We start from the raw sequence: 16,409 nt of genomic DNA on the forward strand, positions 1-16,409 counted from the left end.
TCCCTCACCCCGCGGATGACGCAAGCGCCTGGGGTGAGGGCAGAGAAGCGCTTAGCGACGGATCGCGATAGCTTCAATCTCAATCTTCACGTCTTTCGGCAGACGCGCGACTTCTACGCAGGAACGCGCCGGGAAAGTGGCGTTATGCTCGGTGAAGAACGCTTCATACGCGGCATTCACGGTGGCGAAATCGTTCAGATCTTTCACGAAAACGGTGGTTTTCACGATATCGCCCACTTTCAGGCCAGCGGCTTCAACGATAGCTTTTACGTTGTCCAGGGACTGACGCGCCTGCGCGGCGACATCTTCCGGCACGCTGCCGGTTTTCGGGTCTACTGGGATCTGGCCGGAAGTGATGATCATGCTACCCAGATCAACGCCTTGTACATAAGGGCCAATAGCTGCTGGTGCTTTTTCCGTCGCAATAGTTTTGCTCATAATATCTCCAGATGAACTGCAGTAATTAGGTCGTAGCCATTATAGGGAGGGCCGGTATTAATACCAACCGCAATTAGTTGGCCAGCACCACATAATGGGAAAACTCTTTTTCACAGTATTTGCATTTGAGTGCAATGTCATCGGCGCGTTTTTTCACTGCGAAACTCGACGAAACCGGCTCAGCGTGACTAATGCAGTTGCTGTTCGGACAGACCAGCACGCTGTTGATGCGCTCAGGCAGGCTCGGGCGGGATTTGCCCACTACTTCGTAATCATCAATACGGTTAACCGTTGCGTCCGGCGCATACAGCGCCAGCTGATTGACCTGCTCATCGGTCAGGAAGGTGTTCTCAATTTTAATCAAATCTTTACGGCCCATCTCGCCGGACGGCAGGTTCAGGCCGATGGTGATGCGCTGGTCGGTTTCGGTCAGCTTGAACAGGGTCAACAACTTGAAGCCGACCTGGGCCGGGATATGGTCGATCACGGTGCCGCGTTTAATGGCTTCTACTTGCAGTTTATTGTCGTGTGTCATCTCTCATTCCCCCTTATTGTGCCAGCTCGCTATTCAATACCAGTGCCAGTAACGCCTGGCGGGCGAAGATGCCGTTGCCTGCCTGCTGGAAGTACCAGGCGTGCGGCGTTTTATCGACATCGGTGGTGATTTCATCAACGCGCGGCAGCGGGTGCAGCACTTTCATATTGGCGCGCGCGCCTTCGAGATCCGCGGCGCGCAGCACGAACTGCGCCTTCACGTTGGCGTATTCCGATGGATCCAGGCGCTCTTTCTGCACGCGAGTCATATACAGAATATCGACCTCAGCCATTACTTCGTCGATGGCGCTATGCAGGCTCCAGGCGATGCCTTTTTCATCCAGCATATCGAGAATGTACTGCGGCATCGCCAGCGCGTCCGGGGCGATGAAGTAAAAGCGGTTGCCGTTGAATTTCGCCAGCGCCTGGGTCAGCGAGTGTACGGTACGGCCATATTTCAGATCGCCGACCATCGCGACATTGAGGTTCTCAAGGCGGCCCTGAGTTTCCTGAATGGTGAACAGGTCGAGCAGGGTTTGCGTTGGATGCTGATTGGCGCCGTCGCCGGCGTTGAGAATCGGTATGCCGCCGGAGAACTCGGTTGCCAGACGCGCGGCGCCTTCTTGCGGATGGCGCATCACGATAGCGTCGACGTAGGTGCTGATCACCGAAATGGTGTCGGCCAGGGTTTCGCCTTTCTTACCGAGCGAGGTGTTGCTGCTGTCGGAGAAGCCGACCACGCTGGCGCCGAGGCGGTGCATGGAGGTTTCAAAAGAGAGGCGAGTACGGGTGGAGGCTTCAAAGAAACAGCTGGCGATAACCTTATGCTTCAGCAGCTCGGGTTGCGGATTGGCTTTCAGCTTTGCGGCCGTCGCCAGCACCAGTTCGAGGTCTTCGCGGCTGAGATCGTTTATGGAAATGATATGTTTTTGATATAGCGGGTTAGCCATGCTTATCTCCTGACGCCTGAGCAAAAAAAAAGCCCCTTAAATAAGGGGCTTCGAGAATTCATTGAGCAACGGAAAGAAAAACGCCAGGCCAGCGCCTGCTTTCAGACGCGGTAAGACACAGCAATGTCGTACGCAATTGACCATATTTCCTCCCGGCAAAACGGCTGGCATTATACGCAGCTTTGATGAGCAATCAAGCGATTAATCCACAATCAGGGAAACGTTTGCCTGCGAAGGCTGCGCCAGCGCAAAAAACCGCGATAAAAATGTGGTCTGGCAGTGGTAAGCGGCGTATAAAACCAAAATGAAAAGCTGTTTTATATTTGAGGGCTCTTATGATTATCGGCAACATTCATCATCTGCAATCCTGGCTGCCGGACGCGCTGCGTCAGGCGATTGAGCATGTTAAAGCCCACGTTAGCGAATCGACGCCGCTCGGCAAGCACGACATCGACGGTAATAATCTGTTCTATCTGATTTCTGAAGACAGCACCGAACCGCAGGCCGAACGTCGCGCCGAGTTTCACGCCCGCTATCTGGATATCCAGATTGTACTTCGCGGTCAGGAAGGGATGACTTTCAGCACCTTACCCGCAGGCGAGCCGCAGATTGACTGGCTGGCGGACAAAGACATCGCCTTCCTCGCCGAGGGCGCGCAGGAGAAAACCGTTATCCTTAACGAGGGCGATTTTGTGGTGTTTTATCCAGGCGAAGTACATAAACCGCTCTGTGCCGTCGGGGCGCCGGCGAAGGTGCGCAAAGCAGTGGTGAAGGTGTTGATGGCTTAAAACGGGTAGCCCGGATACGCGTAGCGCGTTATCCGGGAATCTACCGTGATTAATGGTTATTTTCCAAGCGTCGCCACCATCACCGCTTTGATGGTGTGCATACGGTTTTCCGCCTGATCGAAGACGATGCTCGCTGGCGACTCAAATACCTCGTCGGTCACCTCCATGCCGCCGTGCAGTCCATACTCCGCCGCCATCTGTTTGCCGAGAATGGTCTGGTCATCGTGGAACGCGGGCAGACAATGCAGGAATTTCACCTGCGGGTTGCCGGTCAATTGCAGCATGGTTTTATTCACCTGGTAACCGCGCAGCAGGGCGATACGCTCCGCCCATTTCTCTTTCGCCTCACCCATCGACACCCACACGTCGGTATAAATGAAATCAGCGCCTTTTACGCCCGCGGCGATATCTTCCGTCAGGGTAATATTGCCACCGTGCTTTTTCGCCAGCGCAGTGCATTCCGCCACTAAACCCTCTTCCGGCCAGCAGGCTTTCGGCGCCACCAGGCGCAGGTCCAGCCCGGTCAGCGCGGCGGCTTCCAGCATGGAGTTACCCATGTTGTTACGCGCGTCGCCGGCGTAGACCAGCGTCATTTCATTAAATGCCTTACCCGGCAGGTGCTCTTGCATGGTCAGCAGGTCGGCCAGGAGTTGCGTCGGGTGGAATTCATCGGTCAGGCCGTTCCACACCGGCACGCCGGCATACTCCGCCAGGGTTTCTACCAGCTCCTGGCCGTAGCCGCGATATTGAATACCGTCATACATGCGGCCCAGCACGCGGGCGGTATCTTTCATGGATTCTTTGTGGCCGATCTGGCTACCGCTGGATCCGAGATAGGTCACGCGGGCGCCCTGGTCGTAAGCGGCAACTTCGAAAGAGCATCGTGTACGGGTTGAGTCTTTTTCGAAGATGAGCGCGATGTTTTTGCCCTTTAGTTTCTGGGCCTCGATGCCGTTTTTCTTATCGGCTTTTAATTGCGCGGCCAGGTCGACAAGGCCGGTAATTTCTGCAGCAGTGAAATCCAGTAATCTCAAGAAATGCTTCTGATATAACGCGGACATAATTCCCTCACCTGGCAAACGCCACTATTGAATTAAAATTCACTTTATATGTATGAATATTCATTTGCAACCCCGAGTAAGAAATCTTTTACACAGAAGGTGGAGGCAATCACGGCGGTATGTGACAATAGGAGTATCTGCCGCACATTATGAGGAACGAGCCATGGCAAACCCGGAACTACTGGAAGAGCAGCGTGAGGAAACGCGTCTGATTATCGAAGAGCTGCTGGAAGATGGCAGCGATCCGGACGCGCTGTATACCATTGAGCATCATCTCTCTGCCGACGATTTCGAAACGTTGGAAAAAGTGGCGGTAGAGGCCTTCAAGATGGGTTATGAAGTCACCGAGCCGGAAGAGCTGGAAGTCGAAGAAGGCGAAGTGGTGATCTGCTGCGATATTCTGAGCGAAAGCGCGCTCAACGCCGATCTGATCGACGCCCAGGTTGAACAGCTGATGAACCTGGCGGAAAAATTCAACGTCGAGTACGACGGTTGGGGTACCTATTACGAAGACCCGAACGGCGAAGACGATGACGGCGAAGATGACGAAGATTTAATTGACGAAGACGACAACGGCGTACGCCACTAAGTCGTCAACGGATACGGCGGCGTCTGCCGCCGTATATACCCGTCCTGATTAGGGTATAGCCTGGAGCTTCAATGGATTACCCGCAAATACTCTCCCCGATTTTAGCATTCCTGCACTGCCCAACGCCGCAGGCGTGGATTGACGAAGCCCGTAAACCGGAAAACCTGCCGCTGCTGCTGACCGACCACATGGTATGCGAGCTGAAAGCGGCGCAAAACGCCATGCTGCTGGTGCGCCGCTACGTCGCCGATAAAGACGGCGCCGACGAGCTACTGGAATGCCTGAAACCGTACGAAGACTTTACCTATCGCCGTGGGCCGGAGCCGGATTTTGTCGCTCTGCATAAGCGGATCAACAAAAGCGCTATGCCGCGAACCAACGACCCGTGGGGCAGACAGTTGCTCGACAGCATGATTCTGCTTATCAAAGAGGAGCTGCACCACTTCTGGCAGGTGCGCGAGATCATGCTGGCGCGAGATATCCCTTACGTCAAAATCACCGCCAGCAACTATGCCCGCGGTATGCGCCGGGAGGTGCGATCGCACGAGCCGGTGATGCTGATCGATAAGCTGATTTGCGGCGCTTATATCGAAGCGCGCTCCTGTGAGCGGTTTGCCGCGCTGGCGCCGTGGCTGGATGATGATCTCCAGAAGTTTTATCTGTCGTTGCTGCGCTCCGAGGCCCGTCATTATCAGGATTACCTGGACCTGGCGCAGCAGATAGCGGGGGAAGATATCAGCGAGCGCGTACGCCAGCTTGGCGAGGCGGAAGCGGCATTGATTCTCCGCCCGGAGTCCGAGTTCCGCTTCCACAGCGGCGTACCGACGGCGCCGTAGCCCGCGGTTTCCGGACTCTGTAGCCCCGGTAAGCGCAGCGCTACCGGGGACGCCTACGGTAGCGAGGCGTTAAAGCGGTTTCAACATTCGTACTTCGCAATCGACGTGGCCGGTGCAGCCCAGCGGCTCGTCGATATGCTCAAAGCCGAGATGCTCATAAAGGGCAATCGCTTCTTTCAAAAAAGCGGTGGTCTCCAGATAGCAGCGTTTAAAACCCTGTTCGCGGGCGTAATCCATCGCCATCAGCGCCAGCTTTTTCGCCAGCCCTTTGCCGCGCGCCGAGGTCATAAAGTACATTTTCTGCAGCTCACAGATATCGGACTCGCTACATGAGAGCGCCGCCACGCCGCCGCCGCCGACCACTTCGCCATTTTGCTCCACAACCCAATAGGCGGAGCCCGGTTGGCTATAAAGTTCGTACAGTTCATCCAGGTTGGGGTCAGCGACCGTATAGCCTTTATCGGCGGTCAGGCCGTATTCCGCTGAGACCTGGCGGATAACTCGGGCGATGGCGGCATTATCTGCCGCCGTAATGCGGCGTAAAGTAAAGGTCTGTGGCGCAGCAAGATTCATAGAATCACTCAATTTTAGCTTAAATAACCATACATTGTTTTAATACCATTATTCTTTGATCGACGCAAGATGTGCATAAATATATTGCTGAGTAATTTCCAGATAATATATTCTGTATGCTTAATGGAAATTATTCTGGCTTATTATTTATATATATACTTTAAAATGCAAGGACGGCGAGGTATGGAGATTTTTTCAGGGGAAAAACAAAGCAATAGTCATTTTTTTGTTTTTCACGGTCGGGCAAAGAGTTATTTTTTTATTTGTTTGGTTAATATTATACTGTCTGTAATTACTTTAGGGATATTCATTCCCTGGGCATGGGTACGTAGTCGCCGTTATTTTTGTGAAAATATGGAAGTTAACGGTAACCGTTTTGCTTACCACGGGCGCGGTTTCACGATTTTACTTAGCTGGCTGCTGATGTTTATCGTGCTGGTTTTACTTAGTCTGGCGCTTGCCATTTTCTCTCCCGGTAGTGAAGGGCTCGAGACGCTGGCATTTCTTATCCTGCTGCCGGTCATGGTAATGAAGGGGTTAAGCTATCACGCGAATATGACCTCATTCGCTAATATTCGTTTTGGGTTTAAATGTAATCTACTGCGCGCATGGTGGATTATGCTCGGGTTACCTTTGCTGATAGTCGTGCTAATGGCGGTTATCCTCTTCATTCCCGGAAGCCGTCTCTGGTTAGGTTTTAGCATAAATGGCATGTTAGTGGGTTTCGTTGCCCTGCTTTTACTGGCACTGTGTGTCATGGCCGCCGCCAATGGGGTGGTTTACAGTCACTGGCTTGAGCTGATCGGCAAAGGCGGAAACTTAGGTAAAACTAAATTTAATATTTATATCAGCACGAAGCGTTGCATCGTGGCGTTTTTATGGGCAACGGTAATTTTGTTGCCGTTTATGTTACTGTTTTTAGGTTTTTTCATTTCCGCATTTATGCAATTTTTCACAGGATGTATGTTCGGCATGTGTAATGAAAATACAGCGCTGTTTATGGCATTGCGGCATCTTAGTGCGGTATTGAGTGGATATTTATCTCTCACCATTGGTATCGTATTAGCCATGGCATTTATCCGGGTGGCCTTACGTAATCACGCGTGGAATAATTTGGTGCTTGGCGACAGCATTCGTTTTCGTTCTACCCTGACGTTTTTTGGACTTGCTCCGCGTTTATTGGCTCTGACGTTTCTTTCTCCGCTGACATTGGGTCTGGCGTATCCCTGGTTAAAGATTAATTTGATGCGCTATATTGCCGCCAACACTGAGGTGATTGGTGACTTTGAAACGCTCGACCTGCAGCAAGATGAGACCTGTCAGCCGCCAGTAGCTGGTAAATTGTGCAGCGGTTTTTTACCTAACCTGCCGTTCTTATAATGTAAAAAAGCCGGAGCAAGCTCCGGCTTTTTTCTATCGCGAGTTTTTACAGCGCGGCGATCACGGCCTGCTGTTCGATAAGCTTCGCTTTCGCTTCCGCGTAGCCTTCCAGCTTCTCACGCTCTTTGGCGATAACTGCCTCCGGGGCGCGAGCAACAAAACCTTCGTTGGACAGCTTGCTTTCGATACGGCCGATTTCCGCTTCGACTTTCGCCACTTCTTTCGCCAGACGCGCCAGCTCGGCTTCTTTGTCGATAAGACCCGCCATCGGGATCAGCAGCTCGGCGCCGTCGATAATCTTGGTCACGGAAACCGGACCTTTATCATCGGCAGGCAGCACGGTGATGCTTTCCAGACGCGCGAGGTTCAGCAGGAAGCTGCGGTTGTCGTTAACACGACGCTCGGCATCTTTGCTGCAGCCGCGCAGCAGCAGTTCCAGCGGTTTACCTGGCGCAATGTTCATCTCCGCACGGATGTTACGTACGGCGACGATCGCCTGCTTCAGCCATTCGGTATCGGTCAGCGCCGCTTCATCAACCTGAGAAGCCTCATACTGCGGGAACGGCTGCAGCATGATGGTATCGGCGGTGATACCGCAGATTACTTTCACGCGCTGCCAGATGGTTTCCGTGATGAACGGGATGATCGGATGCGCCAGGCGCAGCAGACCTTCCAGCACGGTCACCAGCGTATGGCGAGTCCCGCGCAGCTCCGCTTCGCTGCCACCGTTCATGACCGGCTTGGTCAGTTCGAGGTACCAGTCGCAAAACTGATTCCAGGTAAACTCATACAGGATGCCCGCGGCGATATCGAAGCGGAAGTTATCCAGCGCTTCGCGGTACGCTTTCACGGTCTGGTTGAATTCAGCCAGGATCCAGCGGTCGGCCAGGGACAGCACCATCTCGCCGCCGTTGAAACCGCAATCCTGATCTTCGGTATTCATCAGTACGAAGCGGCTGGCGTTCCACAGTTTGTTGCAGAAGTTACGGTAACCTTCCAGGCGCTTCATATCCCAGTTGATGTCGCGGCCGGTAGAGGCCAGCGCCGCCAGGGTAAAGCGCAGGGCGTCAGTGCCGTGTGGCTCGATGCCGTTCGGGAACTGTTTCTCGGTGCGCTTACGGATTTTTTCCGCCAGCTGAGGCTGCATCATGTTGCCGGTACGTTTTTCCAGCAGCTCCGGCAGGGTGATACCGTCGACCATATCCAGCGGGTCAATGACGTTACCCTTGGATTTGGACATCTTCTGGCCTTCGTCGTCGCGGATAAGGCCGGTCATGTAGACGGTCTTAAACGGAACCTGCGGCTTGCCGTTTTCATCTTTGATGAAGTGCATGGTCATCATTATCATGCGGGCAATCCAGAAGAAGATGATGTCGAAGCCGGACACCATCACGCTGGTCGGGTGGAACTGACGCAGCGCGTCGGTGTTTTCCGGCCAGCCGAGGGTGGAGAAGGTCCACAGCGCGGAAGAGAACCAGGTATCCAGAACGTCTTCGTCCTGACGCAGGGCAACGTCGGCGCTCAGGTTGTTTTCCTGACGCACTTCGTCTTCGCTACGGCCAACATAGACGTTGCCGTCGTTGTCATACCATGCCGGGATGCGGTGACCCCACCACAGCTGACGGGAAATACACCAGTCCTGAATATCGCGCATCCAGGAGAAGTACATGTTTTCGTACTGCTTCGGCACGAACTGGATGTCGCCATTCTCAACGGCTTCAACTGCCGGCTTGGCCAGCACGTCGGCACGCACGTACCACTGGTCGGTTAGCATCGGTTCGATAACCACGCCGCCGCGATCGCCGTAAGGCACGGTCAGGTCGTGCGGTTTGATCTCTTCCAGCAGGCCCAGCGCGTCGACGGCGGCAACCATCGCTTTACGCGCGGCAAAACGTTCCATCTTCTGGAATTCAGCCGGGATCTCGTTGGAATAAACGTCGGATTCGTTGCCTTTGGTATCGTAAACTTCCGCGCTTTCGCGGATGTCGCCATCAAAGGTCAAAATATTAATCATCGGCAGCTGATGACGGCGGCCAACTTCGTAGTCGTTAAAGTCGTGCGCCGGGGTGATTTTCACGCAGCCGGTGCCTTTTTCCATGTCGGCGTGTTCGTCGCCAACAATTGGAATGCGGCGGTTAACCAGCGGCAGCACTACGAATTTACCAATCAGGTCTTTGTAACGCGGATCTTCCGGGTTAACGGCCACGCCGGTATCGCCCAGCAGGGTTTCCGGACGCGTGGTGGCGACCACCAGGTAATCTTTACCGTCAGCGGTTTTCGCGCCATCGGCCAGCGGATAGCGAATGTGCCACATGGACCCTTTCGATTCGCGGTTTTCCACTTCGAGGTCGGAAATGGCGGTACGCAGTTTCGGGTCCCAGTTGACCAGGCGCTTGCCGCGATAAATCAGGTCTTCTTTGTACAGGCGAACGAAGACTTCTTTCACCGCGTTGGACAGGCCTTCATCCATCGTGAAGCGCTCGCGCTCCCAGTCGACGGAGTTGCCGAGGCGGCGCATCTGACGGGTAATGGTGCCGCCGGATTCCGCTTTCCACTGCCAGATTTTGTCGATGAAAGCATCGCGGCCGTAGTCGTGGCGGGTTTTACCTTCTTCAGCGGCAATCTTACGCTCAACCACCATTTGGGTAGCGATACCCGCGTGGTCGGTACCGGCCTGCCACAGGGTGTTTTTACCCTGCATGCGCTGGTAACGAATCATGGTATCCATGATGGTTTGCTGGAAGGCATGACCCATATGCAAACTGCCGGTGACGTTCGGCGGCGGGATCATGATGCAGAAGCTCTCCTGGCTTTCATCACCATTCGGTTTGAAATAGCCCTGCTTTTCCCAGTGCTCGTAAAGCGGCTGTTCGATATCTTGTGGGTTGTATGTCTTTTCCATTATTTCCAGGTTGCCGTGTTCAGGTTGAAACCAGCCATGCGGTACGCTTTATAGCGTTCGCGCGCCAGTTGTTTCAAAGAATCTTCGTAAGGGACAAAGTCTATCACTTCTGTGAAAGCGGTGGCAAAATCTGCAAAGTTTAGCCGCAGGCTGATAAGAATATCCCGCGGACTGCTGTTGCGCTTTTGCGGCCAGGCAATTTCCACCGGCGCGCCGCCTCTCGGGCCTTCGCCCGCCAGATTATGCGGCACAAAGCTCTCCGGAGGACGCGTCCACAGCGCTTCGTCGAGGCGAATAGCCTGCTGTTCATCTTCACAGGCGATCAGTACGCGCTTGCCGTTGCGCCAACGTTCTGCGGCAATTTCGCACACCAGCTGTTCGACGGCGCTGAGCTCGTCGACGGTGTCTTCGTTGTCCAGAAGATAGAACGTTGCGTTTTTCATATATGGGGCTTCTTGTTGTGGATTTAAATGCAAAGCCGGGCGGCGCTACGCTTACCCGGCCTACAAACGGCATCATTCCGTAGACCCGGTAAGCGTAGCGCTACCGGGCATCAGACGGCAATCACTCTTCGCCGTTAAAACCCGCACGATTGAGCAGGAACTGCGACAGCAGCGCCACCGGGCGGCCGGTTGCGCCTTTGGCTTTCCCGGAACGCCAGGCGGTACCGGCGATGTCAAGGTGCGCCCAGTTGTACTTGCGGGTGAAGCGTGACAGGAAGCAGCCAGCGGTAATCGCGCCGCCAGGACGGCCGCCGATGTTGGCCATATCCGCAAAGTTGGACTCCAGCTGATCCTGGAACTCGTCGGCCAGCGGCAGACGCCATGCGCGGTCGCCGGCCAGTTCGGAGGCGCCGATCAGCTCATGAGCCAGCGGATTATGGTTCGACATCAGGCCGGTGATGTGATGGCCGAGGGCAATCACGCAGGCGCCGGTCAGCGTCGCAATGTCGATAACCGCTTCCGGCTCGAAGCGCTCAACGTAGGTCAGCACGTCGCACAGCACCAGACGGCCTTCGGCATCGGTATTCAGCACTTCAACGGTCTGCCCGGACATGGTGGTCAGAACATCGCCTGGGCGATACGCGCGACCGCCAGGCATGTTTTCACAGCCCGCCAGCACGCCGATGACGTTCAGCGGCAGCTGCAGCTCGGCAACCATCCGCATTACGCCGTAAACCGCCGCCGCGCCGCACATGTCGTACTTCATCTCGTCCATGCCTTCGGCAGGCTTGATGGAGATACCGCCGGAGTCGAAGGTCAGGCCTTTACCGACCAGCACGATAGGGCGCGCGTCTTCAGACGGGTTGCCTTTATACTCGATGACCGACATCAGCGACTCGTTCTGCGAGCCGTTGCCGACGGCAAGATAGGAGTTCATCCCCAGCTCGCGCATCTGCTGCTCGCCGATCACGCGGGTGATGACGTTCTTGCTGTAGGTGTCAGCCAGTTGGCGCGCCTGGGAAGCCAGATAAGCCGCGTTACAGATATTCGGCGGCATGTTGCCGAGATCTTTCGCCGCTTTGATGCCGGCGGCAATCGCCAGGCCATGCTGAATGGCGCGTTCGCCGCTGGTGAGCTCGCGGCGGGTCGGCACGTTAAAGACCATTTTACGCAGCGGACGACGCGGCTCGCTTTTGTTGGTCTTCAACTGATCGAAGCTGTACAGCGTCTCTTTGGCGGTTTCAACGGCCTGGCGAACTTTCCAGTAGTTGTTGCGCCCTTTAACGTGCAGTTCGGTCAGGAAGCAGACGGCTTCCATCGAGCCAGTGTCATTCAGAGTATTAATGGTTTTCTGAATAACTTGTTTATACTGACGTTCATCCAGTTCGCGCTCTTTACCACAGCCGATGAGCAGAATGCGCTCAGACAGGATGTTCGGCACATGGTGCAGTAACAAGGTCTGGCCAGGCTTGCCTTCGAGCTCGCCGCGACGCAGCAGGGCGCTGATGTAACCGTCGCTGATTTTATCGAGTTGTTCGGCGATGGGGGAGAGGCGACGTGGTTCGAAGACGCCGACCACGATACAGGCACTCCGCTGCTTCTCCGGGCTACCGCTTTTTACACTGAACTCCATGCACTATGCTCCTGAATCTTAAAGACAACAGTGGTGGCTACGGCTATACTCGTCGCCTTTCCAGTTGCAGATGCGTTGGCTACGCCTGCTTACCCCTGACGCTGGCTGATGCCGCTTTGGGGCTTCACAGTCCTGCCGCCTTTCTACAACTCGAAATCCATTGAGTATATAATTGCAAGCTTTCGTAACTCATGTCCGCTGTTGCGGTGACTTCGTGTTAATCTTAACGTTATTACGGCCTTGGTTCGTCAGAAAAGATCCTGATACGCAGAACCGATGAGTCATTTAATCTTAGCGATGTTTTCGACGATAAAAGAGAATAAATGACGTTTAAGCCATGAAACAAGCAATTTTCCTGCAATAAGACGGGTTTTTACGGGCGTATTTATAGTGATAATCATAAGATATCTGGTTCGTGAGACGCTGAAAAGCCAGTTGGCGATCCTATTCATCCTGTTACTGATTTTCTTCTGTCAGAAACTCGTCAGGATCCTCGGCGCCGCGGTAGATGGCGATATCCCGACCAACCTGGTGCTCTCGCTGTTAGGGCTGGGCGTACCGGAAATGGCGCAGCTCATTCTGCCCCTGAGTCTTTTCCTCGGGTTGTTGATGACGCTGGGCAAACTGTATACCGAAAGTGAAATTACGGTGATGCACGCCTGCGGCTTGAGTAAAGCCGTATTGATTAAGGCGGCAATGATCCTTGCCCTGTTTACCGGCGCTGTCGCGGCGGTCAACGTGATGTGGGCGGGGCCGTGGTCGTCGCGCCATCAGGACGAAGTGCTGGCGGAAGCCAAAGCTAACCCCGGAATGGCGGCGCTGGCTCAGGGCCAGTTCCAGCAGGCCAGCGACGGCAGCGCGGTGTTGTTTATCGAAAACGTCAACGGTAACCGCTTCAACGACGTGTTCCTGGCGCAACTGAGGCCTAAAGGCAACGCGCGTCCTTCCGTGGTGGTTGCGGATTCCGGCGAGCTGTCGCAGAAAAAAGACGGCTCCCAGGTGGTCACGATGACTCAAGGGACGCGTTTTGAAGGTACAGCGATGCTGCGCGATTTCCGTATTACCGACTTCAAAAACTACCAGGCGGTTATTGGCCATCAGGCGGTAGCGGCCGATCCTGGCGACACTGAACAGATGAATATGCGCACCCTGTGGCATACCGACACCGATCGCGCCCGCGCCGAGCTGCACTGGCGATTTACGCTGGTGGCGGCGGTGTTCATGATGGCGCTGATGGTTGTCCCGCTCAGCGTGGTGAACCCGCGTCAGGGCCGCGTGCTGTCTATGCTGCCGGCGATGCTGCTGTATCTGGTGTTCTTCCTGCTGCAAACGTCGATCAAATCGAACGCGGGTAAAGGCAAAATGGACCCCGCCATCTGGATGTGGGGCGTGAACCTGCTCTACTTCGCGCTGGCGGTGCTGCTTAACCTGTGGGATACGGTGCCGATGCGTCGTTTCCGTGCCCGGTTTAATAAAGGAGCGGTGTGATGCAGGCGTTTGGCGTACTTGACCGCTATATCGGTAAAACCATTTTCAACACCATCATGATGACGCTGTTCATGCTGGTGTCGCTCTCCGGAATTATTAAGTTTGTCGACCAGCTGAAAAAAGCCGGGCAGGGCAGCTATGATGCGCTGGGAGCAGGACTCTATACCATTCTCAGCGTGCCAAAAGATGTGCAAATCTTCTTCCCAATGGCGGCCCTGCTTGGGGCTTTGCTGGGGCTGGGTATGCTGGCGCAGCGCAGCGAACTGGTGGTGATGCAGGCTTCCGGCTTTACCCGTATGCAGGTGGCGCTGGCGGTGATGAAAACGGCGATCCCGCTGGTGTTGTTGACCATGGCGATGGGTGAATGGGTGGCGCCGCAGGGCGAACAGATGGCGCGTAACTACCGTGCGCAGCAGATGTACGGCGGTTCGCTGCTGTCGACCCAGCAGGGGTTGTGGGCGAAAGACGGGCATAATTTTGTCTACATTGAACGCGTAAAGGGTAACGATGAGCTGGGCGGGGTGAGCATCTACCAGTTTAACGATAACCGTCGTCTGCAATCTGTCCGTTACGCCGCTTCCGCTAAGTTTGATAATGACGCCAAGATCTGGCGCCTGTCGCAGGTGGATGAATCTAATCTGACCGATCCGAAACAGGTTACCGGCACGCAAATGGTCAGCGGAACCTGGAAGACCAAACTGACGCCGGACAAACTCGGCGTGGTTGCGCTGGATCCGGACGCGCTATCAATCAGCGGCCTGCATAACTATGTGACCTATCTGAAGTCCAGCGGCCAGGATCCTGGCCGTTACCAGCTCAACATGTGGAGCAAGATCTTCCAGCCGCTGTCGGTGGCCGTGATGATGCTGATGGCGCTGTCGTTCATCTTTGGTCCCCTGCGGAGCGTGGCAATGGGCGTGAGAGTCGTTACCGGGATTAGCTTCGGCTTTATCTTTTACGTACTCGACCAGATATTTGGCCCGCTAACATTGGTTTACGGCATACCGCCGATAATCGGCGCGCTGCTGCCAAGCGCAAGCTTCTTCCTGATAAGCCTTTGGCTGATGATGAGAAAAGCGTAGTTCGATAAATGACCCGGCCAAGCGCAAGCAACGCCGGGTTTTTTGTGCCCGCGGTTTGAGTGGCGATCCGCAGTGTAATGCCCTGTATTGTTGTCGCCCGGATCGGACGCAGCGCGCCGCAATCCGGGGCTCGACACTGACGTTAACGGCGCCTTCCGCCTAGCAGGCTTCCCAGCATGCCGCGGACGATCTGGTTGGTGACCTGACGTACGGCGCTTTTGGCGGCGGTCTGCACAATACCATCTCGTTTACCACCGCGCGGGCCGGTAGTGCCGAACAGAATATCTTTCAGTCCCCCGAGCAGCCCGTCGTCATCGCCGCTTTGTTGGCCTTTTGCCGGCGGCGCCGACTGCTGCTCGGTGGCGACCTGCACCCCTTTTTGCAGCATTTCGAAGGCCGATTCGCGGTCAATCTCTTCTTCATACTTGCCGTACAGCGCCGAGTGGTTAATCAGGCCATTTCGCTCATCGTCGCTGACCGGCCCCATCCGCGAGCATGGGGCGATAACCATCGCTCTTTCTACTATTGATGGGCTGCCTTTTTCGTCGAGGAAGGAGATCAGCGCTTCGCCGGTACCGAGCTCCTGAATGGCCTGCTCGGTACTGAACGCCGGATTGGCGCGCATGGTTTGGGCGGCGGTCTTCACCGCTTTTTGATCCTTCGGGGTAAAGGCGCGCAGGGCATGCTGCACGCGGTTGCCCAACTGGCCGAGCACGGCATCCGGGATATCCGACGGATTCTGCGAAACAAAATAGACGCCGACCCCTTTAGAACGGATAAGGCGAATCACCTGCTCGATTTTATCCAGCAGTACCTGCGGCGCATCGTTAAACAGAAGGTGGGCTTCGTCGAAGAAGAACACCAGCTTCGGTTTTTCGAGGTCGCCGGCTTCCGGCAGGCGCTCGTAGAGTTCGGAGAGCATCCACAGCAGGCTGGCAGCGTAAAGCTTCGGCATCTGATAGAGCTTTTCGGCGCTAAGGATATTAATCACCCCTTTACCGCTGGCATCGACACGCATCCAGTCCTGAATATCCAGCATCGGTTCGCCGAAGAAGTGCTCTGCGCCCTGCTGCTCCAGGGTTAACAGCCCGCGCTGGATAGCGCCGACCGAAGCGCTGCTGATGTTGCCATACTGGTTCTGGAAGGCTTTGGCGTTATCACCGATAAACTGGGTGATGGCGCGGAGATCTTTAAAGTCCAGCAGCAGCAGACCGCGATCGTCAGCGATACGGAAAATAATGTTTAGCACGCCGCTTTGTACTTCATTCAGGTTGAGCAAGCGGGCGAGCAGCAGGGGGCCGAGATCCGATACCGTGGCGCGCACCGGGTGGCCCTTTTCACCAAAGATATCCCAAACAACCACCGGGTTGGCGTGCGGCTCCCAGTCGGTAACGCCGATTTTTTCCAGACGCGCCTGAAGCTTCTCAGAGCTCTGGCCTGCCTCCGCAATACCGGTCAGGTCGCCTTTCACATCGGCCATAAAGACCGGCACGCCGATCTCGGAAAATGACTCCGCCAGTTTTTGCAACGTTACGGTTTTACCGGTACCGGTGGCGCCGGTAATTAGGCCGTGACGGTTAGCCATTGCTGGCAGCAGATGGAGCTGTTTGTCCAGCGTGCGTGCGATTAGCAAGGGTGAGCTCATGATCGATTCCTCCATTTATCCTGCGTCGATTATAGGCAACCTGACAGCAAAAAGAGGGAGGAAATCG

The 16,409-nt window shown here is 55.1% G+C and carries 16 protein-coding genes; 6 read left to right on the forward strand and 10 right to left on the reverse strand.

Going from position 1 to position 16,409, the window contains the following annotated elements:
* Positions 1 to 51 precede the first annotated feature (51 nt).
* The 4 genes from ridA to PGR79_RS20015 all read right to left on the reverse strand — a co-directional run bounded on the left by ridA (position 52) and on the right by PGR79_RS20015 (position 2,093).
* Positions 52 to 438, reverse strand: coding sequence for a 2-iminobutanoate/2-iminopropanoate deaminase (gene ridA / locus PGR79_RS20000; RefSeq protein ID WP_020079786.1), 387 nt, complete (start codon positions 436 to 438; stop codon positions 52 to 54).
* Positions 439 to 511: 73 nt separating this feature from the next.
* On the reverse strand, positions 512 to 973 hold the full coding sequence (gene pyrI, locus PGR79_RS20005) for an aspartate carbamoyltransferase regulatory subunit (protein WP_015368555.1): 462 nt from the start codon (positions 971 to 973) through the stop codon (positions 512 to 514).
* Between the two features lie 13 nt (positions 974 to 986).
* Positions 987 to 1,922, reverse strand: a complete 936-nt coding sequence (pyrB, locus tag PGR79_RS20010; RefSeq protein WP_087858340.1) for an aspartate carbamoyltransferase — start codon at positions 1,920 to 1,922, stop codon at positions 987 to 989.
* 36 nt (positions 1,923 to 1,958) lie between these two features.
* Entirely contained in the window at positions 1,959 to 2,093 is a 135-nt protein-coding gene (locus PGR79_RS20015) for a pyrBI operon leader peptide (RefSeq protein ID WP_072201274.1), read from the reverse strand.
* Between the two features lie 164 nt (positions 2,094 to 2,257).
* On the opposite strand from PGR79_RS20015, the gene PGR79_RS20020 reads away from it, so the two are divergent.
* Positions 2,258 to 2,710, forward strand: a complete 453-nt coding sequence (locus PGR79_RS20020; protein WP_348854234.1) for a YhcH/YjgK/YiaL family protein — start codon at positions 2,258 to 2,260, stop codon at positions 2,708 to 2,710.
* A gap of 56 nt (positions 2,711 to 2,766) precedes the next feature.
* Here the strand turns inward: PGR79_RS20020 and argF are convergent, their stop codons facing one another.
* Positions 2,767 to 3,771, reverse strand: a complete 1,005-nt coding sequence (argF, locus tag PGR79_RS20025; protein ID WP_087858342.1) for an ornithine carbamoyltransferase — start codon at positions 3,769 to 3,771, stop codon at positions 2,767 to 2,769.
* Between the two features lie 163 nt (positions 3,772 to 3,934).
* On the opposite strand from argF, the gene rraB reads away from it, so the two are divergent.
* Positions 3,935 to 4,360, forward strand: a complete 426-nt coding sequence (rraB, locus tag PGR79_RS20030; protein ID WP_015368550.1) for a ribonuclease E inhibitor RraB — start codon at positions 3,935 to 3,937, stop codon at positions 4,358 to 4,360.
* A 71-nt stretch (positions 4,361 to 4,431) separates the two neighbouring features.
* Positions 4,432 to 5,196: a tRNA isopentenyl-2-thiomethyl-A-37 hydroxylase MiaE gene (gene miaE / locus PGR79_RS20035; RefSeq protein ID WP_087858343.1), complete on the forward strand. Its 765-nt coding sequence runs from the start codon at positions 4,432 to 4,434 to the stop codon at positions 5,194 to 5,196.
* 69 nt (positions 5,197 to 5,265) lie between these two features.
* Here miaE and PGR79_RS20040 read toward each other — a convergent pair whose 3' ends face one another.
* Positions 5,266 to 5,769 (reverse strand): GNAT family N-acetyltransferase, encoded by a 504-nt coding sequence (locus PGR79_RS20040; protein ID WP_087858344.1) that lies wholly within the window; start codon positions 5,767 to 5,769, stop codon positions 5,266 to 5,268.
* 183 nt (positions 5,770 to 5,952) lie between these two features.
* Here PGR79_RS20040 and PGR79_RS20045 point away from each other — a divergent pair, with 183 nt between their 5' ends.
* Positions 5,953 to 7,149, forward strand: coding sequence for a YjgN family protein (locus PGR79_RS20045; RefSeq protein ID WP_430922359.1), 1,197 nt, complete (start codon positions 5,953 to 5,955; stop codon positions 7,147 to 7,149).
* A gap of 46 nt (positions 7,150 to 7,195) precedes the next feature.
* Here the strand turns inward: PGR79_RS20045 and PGR79_RS20050 are convergent, their stop codons facing one another.
* The 3 genes from PGR79_RS20050 to pepA form a co-directional block, all read right to left on the reverse strand.
* Entirely contained in the window at positions 7,196 to 10,051 is a 2,856-nt protein-coding gene (locus PGR79_RS20050; RefSeq protein WP_430922361.1) for a valine--tRNA ligase, read from the reverse strand.
* Positions 10,051 to 10,494 carry a DNA polymerase III subunit chi gene (gene holC, locus PGR79_RS20055; protein WP_020079783.1) on the reverse strand — a complete coding sequence of 148 codons (444 nt, stop codon included), beginning with the start codon at positions 10,492 to 10,494 and terminating at the stop codon, positions 10,051 to 10,053. The genes PGR79_RS20050 and holC overlap by 1 nt, the downstream gene beginning before the upstream one ends.
* A gap of 121 nt (positions 10,495 to 10,615) precedes the next feature.
* Positions 10,616 to 12,127: a leucyl aminopeptidase gene (pepA, locus tag PGR79_RS20060; protein WP_430922363.1), complete on the reverse strand. Its 1,512-nt coding sequence runs from the start codon at positions 12,125 to 12,127 to the stop codon at positions 10,616 to 10,618.
* Positions 12,128 to 12,517: 390 nt separating this feature from the next.
* Here pepA and lptF point away from each other — a divergent pair, with 390 nt between their 5' ends.
* Both lptF and lptG read left to right on the forward strand, forming a co-directional pair.
* Positions 12,518 to 13,615, forward strand: a complete 1,098-nt coding sequence (lptF, locus tag PGR79_RS20065) for an LPS export ABC transporter permease LptF (protein ID WP_213317475.1) — start codon at positions 12,518 to 12,520, stop codon at positions 13,613 to 13,615.
* Positions 13,615 to 14,697 carry an LPS export ABC transporter permease LptG gene (lptG, locus tag PGR79_RS20070; RefSeq protein ID WP_087858348.1) on the forward strand — a complete coding sequence of 361 codons (1,083 nt, stop codon included), beginning with the start codon at positions 13,615 to 13,617 and terminating at the stop codon, positions 14,695 to 14,697. The genes lptF and lptG overlap by 1 nt, the downstream gene beginning before the upstream one ends.
* 142 nt (positions 14,698 to 14,839) lie before the next feature.
* On the opposite strand, the gene PGR79_RS20075 is transcribed toward lptG, so the two are convergent.
* Positions 14,840 to 16,342 (reverse strand): helicase HerA-like C-terminal domain-containing protein, encoded by a 1,503-nt coding sequence (locus PGR79_RS20075; protein WP_087858349.1) that lies wholly within the window; start codon positions 16,340 to 16,342, stop codon positions 14,840 to 14,842.
* Between the last annotated feature and the right edge of the window lie 67 nt (positions 16,343 to 16,409).

The organism is Klebsiella sp. 141161, assembly GCF_050600815.1.
Taxonomy (GTDB): Bacteria; Pseudomonadota; Gammaproteobacteria; order Enterobacterales; family Enterobacteriaceae; genus Klebsiella; species Klebsiella aerogenes.